At 66.5% G+C, this 21,684-nt stretch carries 20 protein-coding genes; 8 read left to right on the forward strand and 12 right to left on the reverse strand.

What is annotated here, in order from left to right; translation table 11 throughout:
- Nucleotides 1–3 precede the first annotated feature (3 nt).
- Together WEA80_07955 and WEA80_07960 are read right to left on the reverse strand one after the other, a co-directional pair.
- Nucleotides 4–912 carry a PhzF family phenazine biosynthesis protein gene (locus tag WEA80_07955; protein ID MEX1186510.1) on the reverse strand — a complete coding sequence of 303 codons (909 nt, stop codon included), beginning with the start codon at nt 910–912 and terminating at the stop codon, nt 4–6.
- Nucleotides 913–973: 61 nt separating this feature from the next.
- Nucleotides 974–2,845, reverse strand: coding sequence for an ABC transporter ATP-binding protein (locus WEA80_07960; protein ID MEX1186511.1), 1,872 nt, complete (start codon nt 2,843–2,845; stop codon nt 974–976).
- Nucleotides 2,846–3,042: 197 nt separating this feature from the next.
- Here WEA80_07960 and WEA80_07965 point away from each other — a divergent pair, with 197 nt between their 5' ends.
- Nucleotides 3,043–5,709: a DUF5916 domain-containing protein gene (locus WEA80_07965; protein MEX1186512.1), complete on the forward strand. Its 2,667-nt coding sequence runs from the start codon at nt 3,043–3,045 to the stop codon at nt 5,707–5,709.
- Nucleotides 5,710–5,781: 72 nt separating this feature from the next.
- On the opposite strand, the gene WEA80_07970 is transcribed toward WEA80_07965, so the two are convergent.
- Both WEA80_07970 and WEA80_07975 read right to left on the reverse strand, forming a co-directional pair.
- Nucleotides 5,782–7,365 (reverse strand): hypothetical protein, encoded by a 1,584-nt coding sequence (locus WEA80_07970; protein MEX1186513.1) that lies wholly within the window; start codon nt 7,363–7,365, stop codon nt 5,782–5,784.
- Nucleotides 7,362–8,519, reverse strand: a complete 1,158-nt coding sequence (locus tag WEA80_07975) for a hypothetical protein (protein MEX1186514.1) — start codon at nt 8,517–8,519, stop codon at nt 7,362–7,364. Before WEA80_07975 ends, WEA80_07970 begins: the two co-directional genes overlap by 4 nt.
- Nucleotides 8,520–8,634: 115 nt before the next feature.
- Between WEA80_07975 and WEA80_07980 the strand changes: the two genes are divergently transcribed.
- From WEA80_07980 to WEA80_08000, 5 genes are read left to right on the forward strand one after another with little or no spacing between them, the layout of a single operon-like run.
- Nucleotides 8,635–9,384 (forward strand): 5-oxoprolinase subunit PxpA, encoded by a 750-nt coding sequence (locus WEA80_07980; protein ID MEX1186515.1) that lies wholly within the window; start codon nt 8,635–8,637, stop codon nt 9,382–9,384.
- The gene (gene pxpB / locus WEA80_07985) at nt 9,381–10,043 is read left to right on the forward strand and encodes a 5-oxoprolinase subunit PxpB (protein MEX1186516.1); all 663 of its coding nucleotides are present in this window, start codon (nt 9,381–9,383) and stop codon (nt 10,041–10,043) included. The genes WEA80_07980 and pxpB overlap by 4 nt, the downstream gene beginning before the upstream one ends.
- Nucleotides 10,040–10,969: a biotin-dependent carboxyltransferase family protein gene (locus tag WEA80_07990; GenBank protein MEX1186517.1), complete on the forward strand. Its 930-nt coding sequence runs from the start codon at nt 10,040–10,042 to the stop codon at nt 10,967–10,969. The genes pxpB and WEA80_07990 overlap by 4 nt, the downstream gene beginning before the upstream one ends.
- A gap of 44 nt (nt 10,970–11,013) precedes the next feature.
- Nucleotides 11,014–11,295 (forward strand): hypothetical protein, encoded by a 282-nt coding sequence (locus WEA80_07995; GenBank protein ID MEX1186518.1) that lies wholly within the window; start codon nt 11,014–11,016, stop codon nt 11,293–11,295.
- 9 nt (nt 11,296–11,304) lie between these two features.
- Nucleotides 11,305–11,646: a redoxin domain-containing protein gene (locus tag WEA80_08000; GenBank protein ID MEX1186519.1), complete on the forward strand. Its 342-nt coding sequence runs from the start codon at nt 11,305–11,307 to the stop codon at nt 11,644–11,646.
- A gap of 106 nt (nt 11,647–11,752) precedes the next feature.
- On the opposite strand, the gene WEA80_08005 is transcribed toward WEA80_08000, so the two are convergent.
- Genes WEA80_08005 through WEA80_08015 form a run of 3 tightly spaced genes read right to left on the reverse strand, consistent with a single transcriptional unit; the run spans nt 11,753 to nt 13,966 of the window.
- The gene (locus WEA80_08005) at nt 11,753–12,259 is read right to left on the reverse strand and encodes a TlpA disulfide reductase family protein (GenBank protein ID MEX1186520.1); all 507 of its coding nucleotides are present in this window, start codon (nt 12,257–12,259) and stop codon (nt 11,753–11,755) included.
- Nucleotides 12,260–12,319: 60 nt separating this feature from the next.
- Nucleotides 12,320–13,033, reverse strand: a complete 714-nt coding sequence (locus WEA80_08010; GenBank protein ID MEX1186521.1) for a cytochrome c biogenesis protein CcdA — start codon at nt 13,031–13,033, stop codon at nt 12,320–12,322.
- Between the two features lie 48 nt (nt 13,034–13,081).
- Nucleotides 13,082–13,966, reverse strand: a complete 885-nt coding sequence (locus WEA80_08015; protein MEX1186522.1) for a methylated-DNA--[protein]-cysteine S-methyltransferase — start codon at nt 13,964–13,966, stop codon at nt 13,082–13,084.
- Between the two features lie 166 nt (nt 13,967–14,132).
- Between WEA80_08015 and WEA80_08020 the strand changes: the two genes are divergently transcribed.
- Entirely contained in the window at nt 14,133–14,831 is a 699-nt protein-coding gene (locus WEA80_08020; GenBank protein ID MEX1186523.1) for a TonB family protein, read from the forward strand.
- A gap of 4 nt (nt 14,832–14,835) precedes the next feature.
- On the opposite strand, the gene WEA80_08025 is transcribed toward WEA80_08020, so the two are convergent.
- Nucleotides 14,836–15,048 (reverse strand): hypothetical protein, encoded by a 213-nt coding sequence (locus tag WEA80_08025; GenBank protein MEX1186524.1) that lies wholly within the window; start codon nt 15,046–15,048, stop codon nt 14,836–14,838.
- Nucleotides 15,049–15,175: 127 nt separating this feature from the next.
- Here WEA80_08025 and arsB point away from each other — a divergent pair, with 127 nt between their 5' ends.
- On the forward strand, nt 15,176–16,282 hold the full coding sequence (gene arsB / locus WEA80_08030; GenBank protein ID MEX1186525.1) for an ACR3 family arsenite efflux transporter: 1,107 nt from the start codon (nt 15,176–15,178) through the stop codon (nt 16,280–16,282).
- Between the two features lie 376 nt (nt 16,283–16,658).
- On the opposite strand, the gene WEA80_08035 is transcribed toward arsB, so the two are convergent.
- The 4 genes from WEA80_08035 to WEA80_08050 all read right to left on the reverse strand — a co-directional run bounded on the left by WEA80_08035 (nt 16,659) and on the right by WEA80_08050 (nt 21,518).
- Nucleotides 16,659–17,852 carry a type II secretion system F family protein gene (locus tag WEA80_08035; GenBank protein MEX1186526.1) on the reverse strand — a complete coding sequence of 398 codons (1,194 nt, stop codon included), beginning with the start codon at nt 17,850–17,852 and terminating at the stop codon, nt 16,659–16,661.
- A 3-nt stretch (nt 17,853–17,855) separates the two neighbouring features.
- Nucleotides 17,856–19,082, reverse strand: coding sequence for a type IV pilus twitching motility protein PilT (locus tag WEA80_08040; GenBank protein MEX1186527.1), 1,227 nt, complete (start codon nt 19,080–19,082; stop codon nt 17,856–17,858).
- 25 nt (nt 19,083–19,107) lie between these two features.
- Nucleotides 19,108–20,937: an ATPase, T2SS/T4P/T4SS family gene (locus tag WEA80_08045; GenBank protein ID MEX1186528.1), complete on the reverse strand. Its 1,830-nt coding sequence runs from the start codon at nt 20,935–20,937 to the stop codon at nt 19,108–19,110.
- Nucleotides 20,938–21,011: 74 nt separating this feature from the next.
- Nucleotides 21,012–21,518: a helix-hairpin-helix domain-containing protein gene (locus WEA80_08050; GenBank protein ID MEX1186529.1), complete on the reverse strand. Its 507-nt coding sequence runs from the start codon at nt 21,516–21,518 to the stop codon at nt 21,012–21,014.
- Between the last annotated feature and the right edge of the window lie 166 nt (nt 21,519–21,684).

Here is a 21,684-nt window from a genome sequence, read left to right on the forward strand (position 1 = left end):
GGGTCAGGCCAGGCTGAACTCGCCCTGACTGACGATCACTGCATTTCCGCCCACACGAACAGTGTAGACGATCCCGCCGCGCACGTCGCATTCGAGCTCGAGGATACTTGGCCGCCCCATCTCGAAACCCTGCTCGATTCGCCAATTGTGCCGCCCGTCGGAGAGCCTTTCGCTCGCCGCCAGGTAACCTGCAAACGCGGCAACCGCGCTGCCGGTGGCGGGATCTTCGGGGACGCCTAGCAGAGGCGCGAACATCCGCGCGCGAAAATCGGAACCGGGCAGTTCGGCGTCGCGAGTAAAAAGAAAGAGGTCCGGAGCCCAGTAATCGCCGAGCGCCTCCCGCCAGGCACCGAGGTCGGGATTGGCTGCTGCGAGCGAGGCGCGATTGCGCAGTGGCACAAACAGATACGGAACGCCACAGGAAAACGCGGCGGACTCCATCTCGGAGTCCAGGTGTACGGGCTCTAGCGAAATCGCCTCCGCCAATTCCACGGCCCCAGGAGCCGGCGCGCCGCCCTCCGGGAGTCGCGCGGTCGTTAACTGTGCCCAAGTCGGCACCGCGCCGGAGAAGCGCACCTCAACCGGCACGGCGCCCACACCTTCCTCCAGGACGACCCGCGCCTTCCCACCGCGCCGTGCGACGCGCTGTAGCGCGGCGAGAAGAATCGCCGTGCCGATGGTCGGATGACCGGCGAATGGCAGCTCGACTGCGGGCGTGAATATCCGCACGCGCGCTGTGTTCAGCGAATCCCCCGGCGGATACACGAACACGGTCTCCGAGAGATTGAACTCGCGCGCGATCGCCTGGAGCCGGTCGTCGGGTATCGACTCCGCGTCGGGAAACACCGCGAGCTGATTTCCCGCGAGCGGCGTGTCGGTAAAAACGTCGAGCGTGAAAAACCGATGCTTCATCCTTGGAACAATCTCTCCAGGGCGCAGCGCGCAGCGCGCAGCACGCAGGGCCATTTCCGCATTACAGCGGCCCTCTTGTTGCCACCCCGCCCATCCCTTCCAACGGCGACGGCTCTTCCGGCGTGAAGTCCTCCCCGGGATTGATGAACCGGTCCCGCTCGATTCCATACTGCTTGTCGTACAGCTGCCGGTAGCGGCCGTCCATCTCGATCAGCTCGGCGTGCGTCCCTCGCTCCACCAGGTGGCCGCCGTCGAGCACCAGGATCTGGTCCGCGCTCTCGATGGTCGAGAGCCGGTGCGCGATGACGAACGTTGTCCGTCCGTGACGCAGCGACCGCAGACCGTCGCGAATCAACGCCTCGCTCTCGCTGTCGAGGCTCGATGTCGCTTCATCCAGAATGAGAATCCGCGGATCGGCCACGATCGCGCGCGCTATGGCGACGCGCTGCCGCTGCCCGCCGGACAGCTTCACGCCGCGCTCGCCGACGATCGTGTCGTATTTGAGCTCGAACTCCTCCACGAACTCGTCGCAATGCGCGATGCGGCCCGCCGCCCGGATCTCCTCGTCCGTCGCGTCGGGCTTGGAGAAGGCGATGTTCTCCCTGATCGTTCCGTCGAACAGAAAATTGTCCTGCAGCACGACGCCGAGCTGCGAGCGATAGTCGAGCAGCCGCACGCTCGCCAGGTCGCGCCCGTCCACGAGCACCCGGCCGCGGTCGGGACGATTGAACGCCATCACGAGGTTGATCAGGGTGCTCTTCCCCGATCCGCTCGGCCCGACGAGCGCCGTAGTGAACCCGGCGGGCGCGACGAAGGAGATGTCCTTCAGCACCGGCCGCCCCGGCACGTACGCGAAGGAGACGTTCTCGAACGCGACCTCGCCACTTACCTCCGGCAGCGGCTCGCGCGTCGAATCCTCGGCCTGCTCGCTGGCCATCTGCCGCAGCTCGCGAATGCGGTCGAGACCGGCGAACGCCTCGGTGATCTGCGTTCCGATCGAGGCGATCTGAATGAGCGGCGCGGCCACCAGCCCCACGAAGAAGATGTACATCACGAAATCGCCGAGCGTCATCGTGCCGCCGAGAATCGCGCGCCCTCCCACGATTATCATCAGCACGCCGATCGCGCCGACGATCACCGTCGCCCCGGCGCCCACGGCGGAAGTGCCCGTGATGGTGCGCGCGATGTTCCGGAAGAGCTTCTCGACCGCCTCCGTGAAGATCCGCTCCTCGCGTTCCTCGGCGACGTACACCTTTACGATCCGGATTCCGCCGAGGGATTCCGCCAGGCGCCCGGTGGCGTCCGCGTTCAGCTCCCCCCGCGCGCGGAACAGCGGACGGATCCGCCCGAACGCCACAGCCATCATCCCGCCGAACGCGCCGAGGATGAACAGCATGCCGAGCGTGAGCTGCCAGTTCAGATTGAACAGCACGATCAATCCGATGACAGCCGTGACTAGACCGCCCGTCAGCTGCACCAGTCCGGTGCCGACCAGGTTGCGGATTCCCTCCGCGTCGGTCATCACCCGCGAGATCAGGATTCCCGTCTTGGTGGAGTCGAAGAACGCGATGGGCAGCCGGAGCACGTGGGCGTGGACCGCGCGGCGCATGTCGGTGATCGCCCGCTGCGCGGTGACGCTGACGACCTGCGACAGCGAGAATCCGGTCGCCGCCTGGATCAGGGTGGCCAGGCCCGCGGCCAGCGCCAGCGGCACGAGCAGCTCCACCCGCCGGTTCCCGATCACGTCGTCGATCAGGTACTTCGAGCTCGCGGGCAGCACGAGGCCGGCGAACCGGTTCACGAGCATGAGCGCCATGCCGATCGCCAGAGGGCGGCGATGGCTCCAGATCAGCTGTCGCGCTTCGCTCCACGCCCGGGAGTAATCGATCGGCTTTTTTTCCGGCTGGATGCGGCGAGGCGGTTGTGTGGCCACAGGCGGTAGCGGGAGAGAGCGGAAACGTGCGCTGCTTGCTGCGTGCGACGTGCTGCATGAGAAGCTATGCGAGTGCGCCCCTCGCCGAAACCGAGCGAGCCCGCCGGACGTACACCGGGTACAGGCTGCACGTAGCTAGTTTTCCCTGCGAGACGGGAGCCCTTTGCTCCCGCCATCGTCCCTCGAAACAAGCGCTGATGCTCCGACTATTAGCTCTCGCCTTCTGCTTTGCCGGGCCCGTATGGGCGCAACAGACCGATGCTCCCCCGCAGATCGTCGCCGAGCAGCCGCGACCGGTGCTGCGCGCTACCTCGCTGGATGGAAGCATCCACGTGGACGGCAAACTCATCGAGCCGGCATGGGACGCCGCGCCGGCGTACACGGATTTCCGGCAGACTGATCCGTTCGAAGGGCAGCCGGTGTCGGAGCGGACCGAGCTGCGGATCCTGTACGACAGGGACGCGATTTACCTCGGCCTGCGCATGTTCGATTCCGAGCCCGGCGGTATCCGGTCCCGCCTCGCGCGGCGCGACGAGCCGATCTTCGGAGCGGATCTCGTCGAGATCTACATGGACACGTATCTCGACCGGCTCACGGGATTCGTCTTCCGGATCACCCCGGCCGGCGCCGTGCGCGACGCGGCGTGGCTCGCTCCCGGCAGCGGTGGCTGGGGTCAGGACAACTCCTGGGACGCCGTCTGGGAATCCGCGACGACGATCGACTCCGCGGGGTGGACCGCCGAGCTCAGGATTCCCTTCTCGCAGCTGCGCTACAACGTGGGGCCGGCCGATACGACCTGGGGTATCCAGGTCAGGCGGGACATCGCGCGGAGAGGGGAGATTGCCGTGCTGGCGTTCACGCCGAAGCGGCTTCCCGGCGGTCCGCAGGCGTGGGGCGACCTGACCGGTCTGCGCGGCCTGCCGCGCACGCGGAATCTCGAGCTGATGCCGTACGTCACGGCCCGCGCCGAGTATCTCCACGTGGCCCCCGGCGACCCGTTCCGCGGCTCGAGCGAGTACCGCACGAACTTCGGCGCCGACCTCAAGTACAGCCTGACGAGCAGCATGCGGTTGAGCGCGACGGTCAATCCGGACTTCGGCCAGGTCGAAGTCGATCCGGCACGGGTGAATCTCTCCGCCAACGAGCTTTTCTTCGAGGAAAAGCGACCGTTCTTCATCGAGGGATCGGACATCTTTCAGTTCGGCAGGATCCGGACGAACAATTCGTTCTCGTTTCCCACGTTCTTCCATTCCCGCCGGATCGGGCGCGAGCCGCAGCGGCGATTGACGGGCCACGATTATGTGGACTCGCCCGACGAGGCGACGATCGCGGGCGCCGCCAAGGTCACGGGAAAGACCTCCCGTGGCCTGTCCGTCGGCGTACTGGATGCCGTCACGACTCGCGAGCGGGCACGCTTCGCCGACGCCTCCGGCGCGCGCGGCACGGCGCCGGTAGAGCCGATGACGAACTTTCTCGTGGGCCGGGTGCAGCAGAACTTCCGCGAGGGAAACACCACTGTAGGGACGCTGCTGACCGCGGTAAATCGTGATCTCGACGATCCCGCTCTGGCCGAGCTGCTGCGGAGAGACTCGTACCTCGCCGGACTCGATTTCACTCACAGCTGGAAGCAACGGGAGTGGAGCCTCGACGGCGCGGTCGCCCGCAGCTCCGTGTTCGGGGCTCCCGTCGCGATCGCGCGCACGCAGCTATCGCCGGTGCATTACTTCCAGCGCCCGGATCTGGAGTCGGATCGCTTCGATCCGGGTCGCCGCTCCCTCCACGGTACGGGCGCGCAGGTGGCCGTAGCCAAGAACTCCGGAAAGCACTGGATCGGAAGCGCCACTTATCAGGGAGTGAGCCCGGGATTCGAGGCGAACGACGTCGGATTCCATTCGCTCACAGCGTATCACGCCGCGTCCTCGGTGATCGCGTACAAGGAGGACGCTCCCGGCAGGATTCTTCGGAACTACTTTCTCGCGACCTTCAACGGCTATAACAGCAATTCCGACGGCGACAAGACCCAGCACTACTACGGTTTCGTGACGGAAGGCCGGTTTCTGAACTTCTGGGAGTTCAGCTTGAAGGGGATTCTGGCGCGGCAGGCGTACGACGACCGGCTCACCCGGGGCGGTCCGATCATGCTGCAGCCGGCGGCCCGGAGACTCGAGCTCAATCTCAAGACCGATGAGCGGCGGATCTATGCGATTCGGGCCAAATACAGCCATTTCTCGGACGACGCCGGCTCGCGCGGCGGCGAATACGAGCTGGAGTTCAACATCAGGCCGACTTCCGCGCTGCGCCTGAGCTTCTCTCCCCAGTTCGAGCGGGAGCGGCGGGCCACGCAGTACATAACGCAGGCGGATGACGCTGCCGCGACGTCTACCTACGGCCGGCGCTACGTCTTCGGCGAGCTGCTGTACCACGAGCTGTCATTGGAGACTCGCGTGGATTGGACCTTCTCGCCGAAGCTGTCTCTGCAAATGTTCCTGCAGCCGCTCGTGGCGACGGGCGCGTACAGCAACTTCCGCGGCCTCAGCCGGCCGCGCACCCGCGACTTTGACCGCTTCTCCGAATCCGACGGCACGCTGGTCCGCACGAGCGACGGCGGCTACGCCGCGTTCCCAGCTCCGGGAAGCGTGATTGCCTTCGGAGATCCGGACTTTCACGAACGCGCGGTGCTGGGGAACGCCGTGGTGCGCTGGGAGTATCGTCCCGGGTCGGCGCTGTTCTTCGTGTGGCAGCAGCGCAGGTTCACTGAAGGTCCGGCGGGCGACTTCGAGCTCGGCCGCGACGTATCCGGGCTGTTCCGCGCCGCGCCGGAGAACGTGTTCGCCATCAAGGCGACGTACTGGTTCGGGCGGTAGGGGCGGTGACTGGTGACTGGTGACTAGTGACTAGTGATTAGTGATTAGTGATTAGTGATTAGTGATCAGTGACTAGCCACCCGCCGGTCGCTCGTCCGCTGTCACTTCGGCGTCGAACGCGCCGGTAACGACTCGGCCGGCGCGTTTGACCTGGACCCAGATGCGGTACTGGCCCGCGCTGGGAAAGGCGTACGGGAACGATACCACGTTGCCCAGAGTCATCCCCGCGTGCGTCGACGAAGCCGCTGAATCGGTCGCGGTAACGCGGCGCGATAGCGTTCCGGGCACAGTGTCGCTCGCCGTCCGCAGATCGAAGCTGCGCTTGGCCGCCATGGGGACGGTCCCGGACGGATGCAGATGGATGAACACAGACCGGTCGTCGCGCATGACCACCGCGTGCGCAGCCATGCCCATGTAAGGCTCCAGCTCCACCGGATTCCCCTCGAGATCCGTAATCGTGAACCGAAGCGGAGCCGGCCGGCCGGCGACCAGCGGCGCGACAGGGCGATCCCAGCGTACCATCGTCTCCCGCGACGAAGTCACGCCGCTCGTCGCCGGCACGACCGTGACGTGCCACGAATCGTCGCCCCGCGATCCCGAGCTGGGCTCGGCGGTCTGCGGCCGCAGCACGAGCGGCGCTGTCAGCGTCTGGGCGAAGCCGCTCTCGTGGACGACGTCGCCGTACACGTGATAGGGTCCGCCGGGCAGCGGCGGCCGCCGCGCGGTGAAGATCACCGTGTCGGACGTCGAAGGGTGCAGATGCGCGAAAGCGCGGAGGTCGTCGCTCACGACGAACATATGCATGAGTTTGCCATGGTCGGGAATCAGCGGCGTGAACCCGCCACGACTCCTTCCCGGCGGCAGCGACTCGTTCCTGCTCGCGACCCAGGCGCTGTCGGTGATGCGCAGCTCGATCGTGCTCGCCGCGGCCGAGTCCGTCGCGCTCGAGTCCGTCGCGCTCGAGTCCGTCGCGCTCGCGGCCGCCGGCATGGGACGGTAGATGGATCGCCGGTACGCCGCGTCTTCCGCGCGCCACCAGGCGCGGCCACCAAGGAGCGCCAGAGTCAGAATTACGGCCGCGGCGCCAAGCGCGATGCGGCCGCGCCTGCGCCGCGCGGCGTCCACTGGTGTGCCCGGCGGGAGCGATGCCTCGCGCGCCGCGGCGCCGGCGATGCTCACGATTCCCGCGAAGAGCACGAGCCCGACCAGCGCGAGACCGGTCGCGAGCGGCCCGTCCAGCGACAACCTGCGGGAAGCTACGAATACAGCGGGCACGATGACGCTGCCCGCTCCCTTCGCGCCGGACACGTTGATCGTGACGCTGTTCGATCCTCCGGACATCACCCACAGCGAGATCGCGTACAGCTCCGGATCGCCCGCGACGGGAATGGCTTGCTCCGGGGGCGGTGGCGCGCCGGCGGCGTCGAACTTGTTCACGCTCGCAGTCACCGCGACGCGGCCGGCCTCCCGCGCCGAGTCGTAGACTCTGACGGAGATGTCCGCGATCGCCGGAACCACTCCGGGAGAGCTCACGTGAACCAGCAGTCGGTACGGACCCGCGTTGCCCTCGAACCAGGTGTCGGGGCTGCCGATGTGCGCGGCGCAGATCAGCACGAATGCGAACGCGCCAAGCGCGCGCGACAGCAAACGCGTCACCGCTGCACCCTGGACATCGCCCTGCCGATCCGGAGACCGAGAAACGAGGATATAGTCGCCGCGAGCAGCGTCCACCCCATGCTCCGCGCGAATCCAGTCGCCGCCACCGTGTTCCAGTACTCGTACCGCCACGGCCCGAGGCGATTCGTGTAGTCCCATTTGTCCACGGCGAAGAACCAGTTCCGCGCCGCGGGCGAGAGCAGAAATTCCGACCAGTACCAGTGCACGCCGACCATCACCACCACGAACCCCACTCCGAGCAGCGGGGCGAGGAGCCAATCCTTCATCGCACGAGTGCGCGGCAGGACGAGGTCGAGGAGAAACGCCGGAATGATCAGCAGCAGCGGAAACGGCGGTGGAACCATCCGCGTCACCGGGTTGTAGATCGGCGCCAGCAGCGGCGTCGCCGGCACGAGCTGCAGAATCCAGATCATGACGAGCATGAGCGCGGTATAGATCGCCGCGACCGTCGTCGCCGGCCACCGCAGCCCGCTGGCGCGGGCCGTGCCGATCAGCGCGACCGGAATCACTATCGCCGTCATCCGGTAGAACATCGGCGACCGCATCTCGTTGCCGAAGCCAGCGTCCTCCACGATCACCGTCGCGAACATCGTGAGCAGGATGCCCGCGCTCGCGGCGTAGATGAGCTTCAGCCGCGGGTCGTGCGCCCCGCGGTTCTGCGCGGAGACGGCCAGCAGCATCGCGCCGACCTGAATGCCCATCATCCCCCACGCGAGCACCATGTGCGGCGGGCTGATGATCTTCACGTCCAGCCCGTACGCGTTGTGCCACCAGTTGTCGAACGGCGCGGACGCGATCATCATCGCCGTGCCCCAGATGCACACCCACGCGCCGAGCGGGCCGTAAAAGCCCCAGACGCGGATAGAGCTCTGCTTCGCCGGTCGATCACCGCCGAACGTGGTACGGAGCACCAGCCAGCCGCAGCTCAATCCGGCGATCAGCGCGGCAACCTGCTCGAGCACGTGCGGCGGGCTCCAGAATGTGTCCCGGCCGATCGTGCGGTGCCAGGAGATGTCCCATATGAGACCGACCACGATCGCGGCTGAAGCGAACAACGTCGCGTACAGCGGCCAAAGAGGGCTATTGGCTGTTGGCTGTTGGCTGTTGGCTAGAGGCAGCGTGGCGGTGGCCATCGATGTTCCTCCTGGAACGGAGCCAAAACCTACCACGCAGGGCCCCCGAGCGGCCACACGCTGCCATTCCTACGAGCCGATGGCGGGCGGGTTTCCCAACGACAAAGTTTGTGTCGTGCCGACTGTGGACCTGAACGCGGATCTGGGTGAAGGCTGCGGCTCCGACGAGGAGCTGCTCGCGCTGGTGTCGTCCGCCAGCATCGCGTGCGGCGCCCACGCCGGCAACGAGCGGACCATCCGCGCGACGATCGACGCCGCCCTCGAGCGGGGGATCTCCGTCGGCGCCCACCCCGGTTACGCCGACCGCAGCGGCTTTGGCCGGATCGAAACCGGCGCTACGCCAGCCGAGATCCGCGAATTGATCCTCGGCCAGCTCGACGTATTCGCCGCCGCGTGCGCGGCAGCCGGAGCGGCCTTCAGCCACGTGAAGCCGCACGGCGCGCTGTACAACCGCGCCATGGGCGATCCCGGCGCCGCCGAAAGCATCGCGCGCGCAGTAGTTGCGTTCGATTCCAGCCTAGTCGTCATGTGCATGGACGGGAGCGAGCTGGCACGAGCCGCCACAGCGGCCGGACTCGGCGTGGCAAGAGAGGCGTTTCTGGACCGCGCATATGATTCGCCCACCGCGCTGGCACTGCGCGCAGCTCGCGGCGCCGTGATCAGCGAACCGGCGGAGGCAGCCGCACGCGCCGAGCGCATGGTGCTGGCTCGCATGGTGACCGCGGCGGACGGCACGGACATGCGGATCGAAGCAGATACGCTCTGCGTTCACGGCGACAATCCGGCCGCGGTCGCGCTGCTGCGCTCGGTGCGCGCGCGCCTCGAGAATGCGGGAGTGACGATCGCTCCGGTGCATCCGGCATGACTCGCGGCGCCCGCTCGCCCGAGCTCGCGCCCCTCGGCGACGGCGCGATCCTGCTCACGCTGGGCGCTGCCGTCGAGCGTGACGTGAATCGCCGTGTGCACGCCTGCGCCAACGCCATTAGTACCGCCGGGCTCGCCGGCGTGATCGACGTGGTCCCCGCATACGCTTCGCTCGCCGTGCACTACGACGCGTCGGCCGTGAGCATGAACGAGATGAAGAGCCGCCTGCGGAAGATCGTGCAAGCTCCGCTACCCGGCGAGCCCGGGCACGCCGCCGGCGCGCTCGTAACGATCCCCGTCCGATACGACGGGCCGGATCTCGCCGCGGTCGCCGAAACAACGGGGCTCGCCCCCGACGAAGTGATCGCTCGCCATTCAACCGTCGAGTACTACGCATACATGATGGGCTTCGCGCCCGGGTTCGCGTACCTTGGCGACCTCGATCCCGCGCTGCGGCTGCCACGCCGCGAGGTGCCGCGCGCGCGCGTCCCGCGCGGCTCGGTCGCGATCGCCGGCTCGCAGACCGCAGTGTATCCGCACGAGACGCCGGGCGGCTGGCACCTCATCGGCACTACCGATCTTCTCCTGTTCGATCCGCGGCGTGATCCGCCCGCGCTGCTGCGCGCGGGCGACCGCGTCAAATTCGAGCCCGTCGGGTGAGCCTCACGATCAGGAGAATCTCCGGGTTCGCCACGATCCAGGATGGCGGCAGACGCGGTTATCGCGCGGAAGGCGTTCCCCTGTGCGGCGCGATGGACCCGATCTCGCTCGCGCGCGCGAATGCGCTCGTGGGAAATCCGGGGACGGCGGCCGCGATCGAGTGGGCTCTCGCCGGTGGGATCGTGCGGTTCTCCACGAGCGTGATCGTTGCCGTCGCGGGCGCCGAGATCGAGCTGACGCGGAACGGCGCCGTACTGGCCACGAACGGCGCCGTCGAATTCGCTCCCGGCGACGAGCTGGCGATCGGCCGTCTCGTGCGCGGATCGTACGCCTACATCGCCGTGCGCGGCGGGATCGACGTGCCCGCGGTCCTCGGCAGCCGCTCCACGTACCTTCCCGCGGCGTTCGGAGGGCTAGACGGCAGGCGGCTTCGCGCGGGCGACGTGCTGGCGATCGGCGCCGCTGGCAGGAGGAAACGCAAGCCGCGACCGGCGAGCAGCCGGTCGTTGCGTGACTCGCGGGAAATGCGGCCGATCAGGGCGATCGAGGGGCCGAACACGTCCGCTTTCACCAAAGGGTTCGCGGAGCGGTTCTGGGCGAGCGAGTTCACGCTCTCGCCAACCTCGAACCGCACGGGCTACCGGCTCACGCGCGAGGCGCATGCCGATCCGGATGCGCCGGATCGGAGCGGGATCTCCGAGCCCGCGTGCGTCGGCGCCATTCAGGTCCCCGACGGCGCGAGCGCCATTGTGTTGATGCCCGACGGTCCGACGGTCGGCGGTTATCCGAAGATCGGCGTCGTAGCTTCCGTTGACATCGCCGAGCTGGCGCAGCGAATGCCGGGTGACAGCATGAGGTTCGAGCGGATAACCGTGAAGGAAGCACAGCGCCTTCTGCGGAAGCAACGGTCGCTGGCCGCGCGCTGAGCCTTCGCGTAATATTTCGGTGTGGGATTACTCCGAGGCTCATGATGCGACGAAGCTCGATCCGCAGCTCGTTTCCGCTCGCGCTGGGTGCCGCGTTGTTCGGCTGCGCGCCTGGTGGGGTCCCCGCGCAGCAGCCGCCCGCCGTTCCGGCGCCCGCGGCGGCGCCGGCACCACGACCAGGCCCGGAAGTCGGCTCGATGGCGCCCGGCTTCTCGCTGCCCGCGGTCACACGCTACGGCCAGCTGGCCGAGCCCGTCCGGCTGTCGCAGTTCCGGGGGCAGACGGTCGTGCTCGCATTCTTCGTTCAGGCCCGAACCCGCGGCTGAACGATTCAAATGGAGGCGTACCGTGATCAGTACGCCACGATCTTCAACAACGGCCGCGGAATAGTCCTCCTCGGCATCAGCGCGGACGCCGACACGACGCTGGCGGCGTGGGCGCGAGAGAGCTCCTTCCAGTTCCTGTTCGGCAGCGATGCGGACGGGGCCGTCGGGACGCTGTACGGCGCATTCGACCCCGCGCGCCGGATGGACGACCGCTCGCTGTACGTGATCGACCCCGAGGGCAAGGTCGCGTATTCCGCGCGGCCGTTCCGCGTGCTGTCGGCCGCGTCGTACAAGGAGCTGGACGACGTACTCGACAGAATCGCGCCGTTGCCCGCCGACAGTTCCGGGTAGGCGGCGTCTCGCACGCGGAAATGCCACTGAGGTCATTCACTGGAGCTACGCTGCGCTAGGACGCTCCTGTGAACGACCCCAGTGGCATTTCCTTCACCGGCATCGCTTACAACGCTTTCCGCACCGCCGCTACGAGATCCTGGTCTCCGCCGACGCCCGTGTACACGATCCTCCCCTGCCGGTCGAGCACGACGATGTAGGACGTCGCGGGGACGTTGAACCTGTCGACCGCCTCGCCCCTCGCGTCGTACAGAACCTGGTGGGTGAACTTGTGCGCGGCGGAGTAGCGCCGGACGCGTTCGAGCGATTCGTTCACCGACACTGCGATGGCGACGAACTTCACGCGCGTCCCGTACATCCGCTTCGCGCGCTCGAACGACGGCATGAGCTGGCGGCAGGTCGCGCACCACGCCGCCCAGAACTGAATGAGCACCGGCCCCTTCCCGACGTACTGCGCGAGCGAGACGGTGCTCCCGTCCAGAGCCTGGACCGAAGCGATGGGAGCCCTGGACCCCACGGGCAAACCGAAGTCCTGCGCCCGCGCGGCGCCGCCCATGAGAAGGGTCGCGCAAACCGCGGCGATCAAGGCGGATCGAACAGCTGCTGCACTCATTCTATCTGCGCTCGTAACGTGGGGGTTGTTTGCTGTTAGCTGTTGGCTATTGGCTGTTAGCTAAATAAGGAGTCGTCCCATCTGTATGAGATAATACTCCGCAACGCCCAACATGATCACCGCGAAGCCTCGCTTGACCCACCCCATCCACGCTCCGGCCTTCGGGAGACGAGCCGCCTGGCCGGTCGAGAGCCCGACAACCACGAGCAGCGCGCACATGCCGAGGGAGAAAGCGAACAGATAGACGAATCCCAGCACGCCGCTGCGCGTCGTGCCGACCCAGGTGAGCACGGCGGCCATCACGGGCGCCGAGCACGGCGCCGCGACCAGACCGGACGCGGCGCCCATCCCGAATGCCGCGGAGTAGCGGCCGCCCCCGCCGACGCCGGCCGCGCGCGCGATCAGCGAGCGCGGGATCGGCAACGGAACCACGTCGAGCATCACCAGCGCCGCGTACACCAGCAGATTCGCCATGCCGAAGTACAGCCAGGGATTGGTGCTGATCGAGCCGAACAGCGAGCCCGTCAGCCCGGCGATCGTTCCCAGCGCGGCGTACACCAGAGCCAGCCCGATTACGTAGGAGAACGTCAGACCGGCGGCCATGAATCGCGACGGCGGGCCGCTCAATGTGTTGCCGCCGACGATCGCCGCGGTGATCGGAATCATCGGGTACACGCACGGCGTGAGGCTGGTCAGCACGCCGGCCGCGAAGAGCAGCGGGATCGCGAGCGCCGGATTGGACGAGAGTTGGGCCGCTACGGCCGAAACATCCATGAATGAAGGATACGACGAAATCTCCCGCGATGGCGCATCCAACCGCGATTAGGCTTTCCTCCGCCCGGCCGTCCGCTTTTCCGTCGCCAGCAGGACTTCCTTCCGCTCCACACCGAAGCCGTATCCCCCGAGCGACCCGTCGTTGCGCACGACGCGGTGGCACGGAATTGCGAGCGCGACCGGATTCGTGGCGCACGCCCGGGCGACCGCGCGCGCGGCCCGCGGCGCCCCGATCGACGCGGCCACCTCGCTGTACGAGCGCGTCTCGCCGTAGGGAATCTGCTTGAGCGCGCGCCATACGCGGAGCTGAAACGCCGTCGCGCGAATGTCCAGCGGCAGGTCGATCTCCGGCCGGTCCCCGGTCACATGCTCGAGCATCGCCGCCGCGAACGGCGAGAACTCCGAAGCGCGCTTGAGCCCTGCATTGGGAAACTCGCTTCGCAGCGACGCGGTCACCGCGTCTTTGGAATCGCCGATCTTCACCGAGCACAATCCGCGCGACGTCCACGCCACGAGAATCAGTCCGACCGGCGAGCGCGTTATCGCGTACTGGATCTCCATGCCGTCCCCTCCCTTGCGGTACGCCGCGGGCGTCATGCCCAGCGCTCCCGCCGCATTCTCGTAGGCCCTGCTGCTCGAGCCGAATCCGGCTTCGTACGTGGCTTCGCTCACGGTTTTTCCATTCCGCATCGCGGACTTGAACTGTTGATGGCGTTGCATGCGCGCGTATTCCGCGGGCGAGAGTCCCACGGCCCGCTTGAACGTGCGCTGCAGGTGTGACGGGCTCGCGCCGACCTTCCGCGCCAGTGCGGCGAGCGTGATCCGCCTGGTCGGATGCTCGTCCAGATATGCCTGTGCCCTGCGGGCGAGGCGCTCGGCGGCCGAGCCCTCCGTTCTTCCTACTCCATTTCGCCCGTTGGCGACGGCTGACATGCAGGTGAAGCTATGACCCTGACGAAGGGCCGGCTATCCGATTCTTGCTCACCTTAACCCAATCTTCATTAAGCCGGCTTCATCGAATCTTCATCTATTCGTGTGCACGAAAATCGGGCGGGAGCGTCTACTGTGTAGCACCAACAAGGAGACGACCGTGCGCACCATGCATCTCATCGAGTCGGCACACACCGGGCACACGACCACAGGAGTGCATTCCTTTCTGAGCATATCGGTCCACGTGGCCGTGGTGCTCGCCGCGCTGTACGCCACGACGCGGCCCGCAGTCGAGCGCGAGCCGGTCCCCGACCCGCGCGTCTACTTCGTGCCGGAGCAGCGCCCGGCTACGGTCGTGCCAAGCGCTCCGCCAGCGCAGCCCGTCCTACCGAAACGGACCACTCCCGCTGCCGCTCCGGCCAAGGCTGTCGCGGCTCCGACCATCACGCCGGTCAGCATCCCGGCCGTGGACGCGCCGCTCGCCGACCCGTCGGCGGCCGCGCCCGCGGAGCCGTCTGCGAGCGCCGTGGATGGCCCGGTGTCACTCGACGCCGGTCAGTCGGCGCGCAGCGGGCCGTACGAAGTGGGCGAGGTGGAGATTGCGGCCGCTGCGCTCTCCAATTCCGGGCCCGAGTATCCGGAGCGCGCAATCAGGCTGGCGCTCTCGGGCGTGGTCAGGGCGAGGTTCATCGTGGACTCGCGCGGTCGCGTGGAGAGCGACGTCGTGATCCTCGAGTCCACCAGCCATGAGTTCACCGCGGCTGTGCGGAGCTACCTGCGTCGCGCGCGGTACCGGCCGGCGCGTGTCGGAGGCAGGCCTGTGCGGCAACTGGTGGAGCAGCGATTCGTGTTCGAGCTGCGCGGCTAATGCGTCAGACTTCGGGGTTCTGACACGCGTAGTACCACGCGACGCCCCCGGCCAGCATGAGAATCGCCGCCAGGACGAAGATGAACTTGAAGAAGACCAGGCCGACTATGAACGGAGCTAGCCATGGGACGAAGCCGAGGAGCAGTCCGACCGCCGCGGCACCGGCGAAGAATATTCCGATCCCGAGCAGGAACTTGCCAAGCACGCTGAAACGCATGACGACTCCGTGAGAGGTACCACCCAACTACGGGGGTGACCGGCGGCCGGTTTCGGCGACAGCCGAAGCCGGCCGGACGGCGCGATCAGGGTGCGGTCCGCGCCCCGCACCGGTAAATTGGGCGCAAATGACAGCGACCGCCCCCGTGCTTCGACGTCTTTCCACGCTGGATCGGTTCCTCCCGTTGTGGATCTTCGGCGCCATGGCGGCGGGATTGCTGCTCGGCAGAGCGGTCCCCAACCTCGGCGCCGCGCTCGACCGCGTGCAGATCGCCGGAGTGTCAGTTCCGATCGCGATCGGTCTCCTCTGGATGATGTACCCGGTGCTGGCCAAGGTGCGGTACGAGACGATCGGCGGCCACGTGCGCGACACGAAGCTCCTCGGCACTTCGCTCCTGTTCAACTGGGTCCTCGGCCCGCTCGTGATGCTCGCGCTGGCGTGGCTCTTTCTTCCCGACATGCCGGAGTACCGCAACGGGCTCATCCTGATCGGGCTCGCGCGCTGCATCGCGATGGTGCTGATCTGGAACTCGCTGGCCAGCGGCTCGGGCGAGCTGGCCGCCGTCCTCGTCGCGCTCAACTCACTCTTCCAGATTCTCACCTACAGCTTTCTCGCGTGGCTCTTTCTCGGCGTGGTCCCGGCCTGGTTCGGCGCGGAGACCGCCGTGGTGGACGTCTCGATGGGTGAGATCGCGAAGAGCGTGCTGATATTTCTCGGCATTCCCTTGCTGGCCGGGTATCTCACGCGCCGGCTTCTGGTCGCGCGCCGGGGCATGGCGTGGTACGACGAAGTCTTCATGCCGAAGTTCGGGCCGACCGCGCTCCTGGGGCTGCTGTACACGATCGTCCTCATGTTCGCGATGCAGGGTGACAGGATCATCCAGCTGCCGCTCGACGTCCTCCGGATCGCGGTGCCGCTGCTCGTTTACTTCTTCGTGATGTTCGGCCTCGCGTTCTGGCTGTCCATGCGCTTCGGCTTCGGCTACCGGGAGACGGCCTCGCTCTCCTTCACCGCGGCCGGGAACAACTTCGAGCTCGCGATCGCCGTGGCTGTCGCGACGTTCGGCATAAGCTCCGGCGAAGCGCTCGCCGCGGTCGTGGGCCCGCTGGTGGAAGTGCCGGCGCTGATCGGATTGGTGTACGTGTCACTGTGGGCGGGGCGACGGTATTTCGGCTTCGTCCCCGGCCCGGTGATCGGCGGCGAGCCTGTCGTTGCGGAGACAGCTACGAGGTGAGCTGACAGGGAATCCAAGAAATGAGAGGCCAGAAGACAGATGGCCAGAGGCGAGACAAAGCGCGCGGGCTGCAATAAGAAGGTTGCTGCTCCGGAGCTATCCGCCGCCTTCTTCCGTGGATGCGAGACCACCGAAGGTTACGAATCTGGGCGAGATCGCACGCGCAAGCTGTCGAGGTTCGGCGCGCGACTAGGCGTTTTCCGCGGTCAGGCTACGGCAAGCTCCAGTCGCAAGTACGGTCGAGATCCGCCGCATGATCTGCGGCTATCGCTCGAAGTTGCTCACCACCGCCAAAACCAGGAACAAGCCCTCTGGCTAACTCGCTTCTGGCTTCTCGCCACCTCACCTCTTGGATTCCCCTGCGGCATCCCCGGAGCTATTGCACCGCGTTGACCATATCAAAGATCGGCAGGTACATCGCCATGATCATTCCACCGACGGCCATACCGAGGAAGACGATCATCACCGGCTCGAGCAGCGAGAGTAGCCCTCCGACGGCCGCGTCGACTTCGTCGTCGTAGAAGTCGGCGATCTTGGACAGCATCTCGTCGAGACCGCCCGTGGATTCACCGACCGAGATCATGGAGATCACCATCGGCGGGAACACGCCCGACTTGGCGAGCGGTGCGGCAATCGTCTCGCCGCCCGCAATCGACGAGCGCGACGCCATGATGGCGTCCTGCACCACGCGGTTGCCCGCGGTGCGCGCGGTGATCTCGAGGCCCTCGAGGATGCTCACGCCCGACGCGATCAGCGTGCCGAGCGTGCGCGTGAAGCGCGAAACCGACGACTTGCGCAGCACGTCGCCGAGGATGGGAAGCTTGAGCAGCAGCTTGTCGATCGCGAGCTTGCCGTTGGGGCTCGCGTAGTACCGCTTCAGCATGAAGTACGCCCCGACGAAGAACGCGATGATCGCCCACCAGTAGCTCTGCAATCCCTTCGACATCCCGATCACGATGCGCGTCGGGAACGGCAGCGGGACTCCGACCGACGCGAACATGTCCTCGAACGTCGGGATGACGAAGATGAGCAGGATCGCGATAGCTCCGACGGCGACGGCGAGAATGGACGAAGGGTAGATCATCGCGCCCTTCACCTTTCTGATGAGCTTGTCGTTCTTCTCGAGGAACGTCGCCAGCCTGTTCAGGATGACGTCGAGAATACCGCCCGCTTCTCCGGCCGCGACCATGTTCGTGTACAGCGCCGTGAACGCGCGCGGGTGCTTCGCCATCGAGTCGGCGAGGGTGTAGCCGGACTCCACGTCGAACATCACCTGGCGGGTGATGCTGGACAGCGTCTTGTTCTCCGTCTGCTTGGCGAGGATGTCGAGCGCCTGCACGAGCGGGAGGCCGGCGTTGACCATCGTGGAGAACTGCCGGGTAAAGACGACGATGTCGCGGATCTTGACGGAGCCCTTCTTGGTCGACTTCTGCGCGTTCTCGTCGATCTTGACGACGGCGAGCCGCATCTTGCGAAGCTGCGCGATGACGGCGTCGCGCGACGCGGCCTCGATGGTCGCCGTCTTGAGGGCGCCGTTGGTCGCCCGGGCGGTGTAGGTGAAGATGGGCATGGGCTATCTCCTCCCCGCGCCGGCCGCAACTGGGCGCGGCGTAGACGGCGCCGTCTTTCCTTCGGCGACTTCCTCGGGCGTGAGCCCGATCATCCGCAGGAACTCGGTCTGGTCGCTGGTCACGCGGAGGCATTCCTCCACCGCGACCTGCCGGCTCATGTACAGGCTGTACAGCGCGTCATTCAGCGTCTGCATGCCGAACTTCTTGCCCGACTGCATGGCCGAGTAGATCTGGTGGACCTTGTCGTCGCGGATCAGCGCGCGGATCGCCGGCGTCACCACCAGCAGCTCGGCGGCCATCACGCGCCCGCGCCCCTGCGCCTTCGGGAGCAGCGTCTGAGTGATCACGCCTTCGAGCACGAACGCGAGCTGCGCGCGGACCTGCGACTGCTGGTGCGACGGAAACACGTCGATTATGCGGTTGATCGCTTCGGCCGCGGAGTTGGTGTGCAGCGTGGCGAACGCAAGGTGTCCGGTCTCCGCGATCGTGAGCGCGGCCTGGATCGTCTCGAGGTCCCGCATCTCGCCGATCAGCAGGACATCCGGATCCTCGCGGAGCGCGTACTTCAGCGCGCTGGCGAACGTCTTGGTGTCCGTTCCGATCTCGCGCTGATTCACGATCGAGAGCTGGTGCTTGTGGATGAACTCGATCGGGTCTTCGACCGTGATGATGTGCGCCCGGCGCTCGCGGTTGATCTTGTCGATCATCGCGGCGAGCGTCGTCGACTTGCCGGAGCCCGTCGGCCCCGTAACGAGCACCAGACCGCGAGGCTTCTCCGCCATCTTCGCGATCACCGCGGGGAGGCCGAGCTCGTCGAACGTCTGGATGTCGAACGGGATCTGCCGGATCACCATCGACACGCACCCGCGTTGCTTGAAGCAATTCCCGCGGAAGCGCGCGAGGTTCGCGATGCCGAACGAGAAGTCGAGCTCGTCCTCCTGCTCGAACCGCTTCTTCTGGTTCTCCGTCAGGACCGAGTAGGCGAGCTGGAGCGTGTCCTTCGGGGCGAGCGCGTAATCGATGTTCGAGTTCACGATCTCGCCGTCGATCCTGAGCTTGGGCCGCTCGCCGGCGACCACGTGCAGATCGGACGCGCCGCGCTCCGTCATCTCGTCGAGCAGCTGCCGCAGGTTGATTCCGGTAGCGAGCGGCGCCGAGCCGGCCGCGACCGAGGCGGCCGCCCCCGCGGAAGGAGCTGACGGAGTGAACGTCGGATTCGGTCCGGTCATCTAGATGCCTGTTGTGAAAGTTGAGTCACGTGGCGCTCGTCTCGCGAATCATCTGATCGATCGTTGTGATGCCCTTCATCACCTTGAGCCAGCCGTCCATGCGCAACGTGAGCATGCCGTCGTTGATCGCGGCGTTCTGCAGCTCGGCCGCTCCTTCGTTCAGCAGAATATGCCGCCGCAGCGCCGGCGTCATGTACATCACCTCGTACAGTCCCTGCCGGCCCTTGAAGCCGCTCCCCTGGCACTCGTCGCACCCCTTGCCCCGGAAGAACGGCAGCTCGCCGATCCGCGAGTCGAGATTGATCTTGGCCCAATAGGGCGCGGCTTCGGGCGTCGCGTTCGGCCGCGCGCCGTTCAGCGAGTCCTGCGTGAAGCGCAGCTCCCGCAGCGTCGTCCCCCGCTCCACCTTCGCGGTCCCGAGCTCGATGTCGTCGGGCTCGTACTTCTCCTTGCAGCGCGAGCAGATCTTCCGTACGAGCCGCTGCGCGAGCACCAGGTTCAGCGCCGACGCGACGTTGAACGGCTCCAGTCCCATGTCCAGCAGACGCGTGATCGTCTCGGGCGCGGAGTTCGTGTGCAGCGTCGAGAGCACGAGGTGGCCGGTCAGGGCCGCCTTGATCGCGATGCCGCCCGTCTCCAGATCGCGGATCTCGCCGACCATGATGATGTTCGGGTCCTGCCGGAGGAACGCGCGCAGCGCCGCGGCGAAATCGAGCCCGATCTCCGAGCGCACCTGCACCTGGTTGATGCCGAACAGGTTGTACTCGACCGGGTCCTCGGCCGTCATGATGTTGACGTCTATGTTGTTGATCTTCGACAGCGCGGAATAGAGCGTGGTCGTCTTGCCCGAGCCCGTGGGGCCGGTGACCAGTACCATGCCGTACGGGTTCGAGATCGCGTCCATCAGCTGCTCCTCGGACCGCGGCTCGATGCCGAACTTCTCCAGGTCGAGCGTCAGGTTCCCCTTGTCGAGAATTCGCAGCACCACCTTCTCGCCGAAGAGCGTGGGCAGCGTGGAGACGCGGAAGTCGATGACCCGATTGCCGATCTTGAGCTTGATGCGCCCGTCCTGCGGAACGCGCCGCTCCGCGATGTTCAGCGACGCCATGATCTTGAAGCGCGAGATCAGCGCGGCCTTGAGCTTCGGCGGGGGCTTCATCACTTCCGACAGCGCGCCGTCCACGCGATACCGCACCCTCAGCTCGTGCTCGAAGCACTCGAAGTGGATGTCCGAAGCGCCGCGGCGCACGGCGTCGGTGAGGATCGCGTTGATCAGCTTGACGACGGGGGCCTGATCGATCGCGACCGCCAGCGCCGACGCCGACATGTCCTCTTCCTTATCCTCGACCACCTCGATGTCGTCGAGGTCGAGATCGCCGATGTCGTGCAGCAGCGACTCCATCTGCGCGTCGGTGGACTCGAAGTGCTTCTCGAGAATGCCGCGGAGCGTGAACTCACCGCCGACGACGGGGAATATCGCGTAGCCGGTGATGAACTTCAGGTCGTCGAGCACGCCGAGCTGCGACGGATCCGTCACCGCGACCGTGAGGGTCCGCCCCTCGCGCTTGAGCGCGAGCAGCTGGTGCTTGATCGAGAGGTCGGGCGGGACGAGCTTGGCGACTTTCAGGTCCACCTCGAAGTCCTTGAGGTCGACCGCCGGCATCCGGTACCGCCGCGCGAGGAAACGAGTGAGGTCCGTCTCCTTGATGAATCCAAGCTTGATGAGATTGTACCCTATCCGCGTGCCGTTCTGCTGCTGCTCCTGAATGGCGCGCGTGAGCTCCTCCTGATGGATCAGCCCTTCGCTGACCAGCAGGTCTCCGATCCGCTCGCTCTTAACAGCTACGGGTGCCACCATGTGCGCTCACGAGAAGGACTTCCGCCTGGAAACGCTCCGGCTGCGGAAGGTCGTTGCCTGGGGAAAACGTGTCAAGGAAAATCGCGGCCGTGCTGGGCTTTTTTCGGCGCCTTCCGCCGTACGGAGCGCGGGGCGATGACCGCATTTTGAGGACGCGGGAGCCGCGAAAAAGTCACCTGCGGAGCGAGCTTCGCGGACAGCGCCGGCCCGATGCCCTTGACCCGGCTCAGGCCGTCCAGCGAGCCGAACGGACCGGACGAATCGCGGTCGGCGACGATTCGTTTGGCCAGCGCCGGCCCGATCCCGTTCAGGGTCTCGATTAGCTCCGCGGACGACGTGTCCAGGTCCACCAGCCCCATCGACGCGCTCGGCTTCTTCCGGGGCGCCCTGCCGCGCAGCCCGGCCTTTGAGGCCGCGCGGGCGGAATCAACTCTGCGAAGCTGGTCGCTCAGCGCCGCAGTCGCCGCCGGATCGGACGGCGAGTCGCGCGACACGGCGCGAACCGCACGAACGCCGGCGCCGAGAGACACAACGGCGGCAAGAAAGAGGAGAGCTTTGCGCTCAGCGGGGGTGGCCACGCCAAACCGATAGCGGGTCTGGCGCTGGGTGGTGGCATCGGACGGTTTTTGGAAGAACAGTTTTCGTGCGGGGGGTGGCGGAGGCGCGCTACGCGGCTACGAGAATTCGACTGGGGGAATCCAGGCCGTTAGCTCTGAGCTATTAGCTGTCAGCAATCAGCAACTG

It is taken from the genome of Gemmatimonadaceae bacterium (assembly GCA_040882285.1).
Taxonomy (GTDB): Bacteria; Gemmatimonadota; Gemmatimonadetes; order Gemmatimonadales; family Gemmatimonadaceae; genus JACDCY01.

Bases quoted from the DNA above. Each gene is read 5' to 3' on its own strand.
- WEA80_07955 (MEX1186510.1), bottom strand. From the start codon at position 912: ATGAAGCATCGGTTTTTCACGCTCGACGTTTTTACCGACACGCCGCTC.
- WEA80_07965 (MEX1186512.1), top strand. From the start codon at position 3,043: ATGCTCCGACTATTAGCTCTCGCCTTCTGCTTTGCCGGGCCCGTATGG.
- WEA80_07975 (MEX1186514.1), bottom strand. From the start codon at position 8,519: ATGGCCACCGCCACGCTGCCTCTAGCCAACAGCCAACAGCCAACAGCC.
- pxpB (MEX1186516.1), top strand. From the start codon at position 9,381: ATGACTCGCGGCGCCCGCTCGCCCGAGCTCGCGCCCCTCGGCGACGGC.
- WEA80_07995 (MEX1186518.1), top strand. From the start codon at position 11,014: ATGCGACGAAGCTCGATCCGCAGCTCGTTTCCGCTCGCGCTGGGTGCC.
- WEA80_08000 (MEX1186519.1), top strand. From the start codon at position 11,305: ATGGAGGCGTACCGTGATCAGTACGCCACGATCTTCAACAACGGCCGC.
- WEA80_08005 (MEX1186520.1), bottom strand. From the start codon at position 12,259: ATGAGTGCAGCAGCTGTTCGATCCGCCTTGATCGCCGCGGTTTGCGCG.
- WEA80_08010 (MEX1186521.1), bottom strand. From the start codon at position 13,033: ATGGATGTTTCGGCCGTAGCGGCCCAACTCTCGTCCAATCCGGCGCTC.
- WEA80_08015 (MEX1186522.1), bottom strand. From the start codon at position 13,966: ATGTCAGCCGTCGCCAACGGGCGAAATGGAGTAGGAAGAACGGAGGGC.
- WEA80_08020 (MEX1186523.1), top strand. From the start codon at position 14,133: ATGCATCTCATCGAGTCGGCACACACCGGGCACACGACCACAGGAGTG.
- WEA80_08025 (MEX1186524.1), bottom strand. From the start codon at position 15,048: ATGCGTTTCAGCGTGCTTGGCAAGTTCCTGCTCGGGATCGGAATATTC.
- arsB (MEX1186525.1), top strand. From the start codon at position 15,176: ATGACAGCGACCGCCCCCGTGCTTCGACGTCTTTCCACGCTGGATCGG.
- WEA80_08035 (MEX1186526.1), bottom strand. From the start codon at position 17,852: ATGCCCATCTTCACCTACACCGCCCGGGCGACCAACGGCGCCCTCAAG.
- WEA80_08040 (MEX1186527.1), bottom strand. From the start codon at position 19,082: ATGACCGGACCGAATCCGACGTTCACTCCGTCAGCTCCTTCCGCGGGG.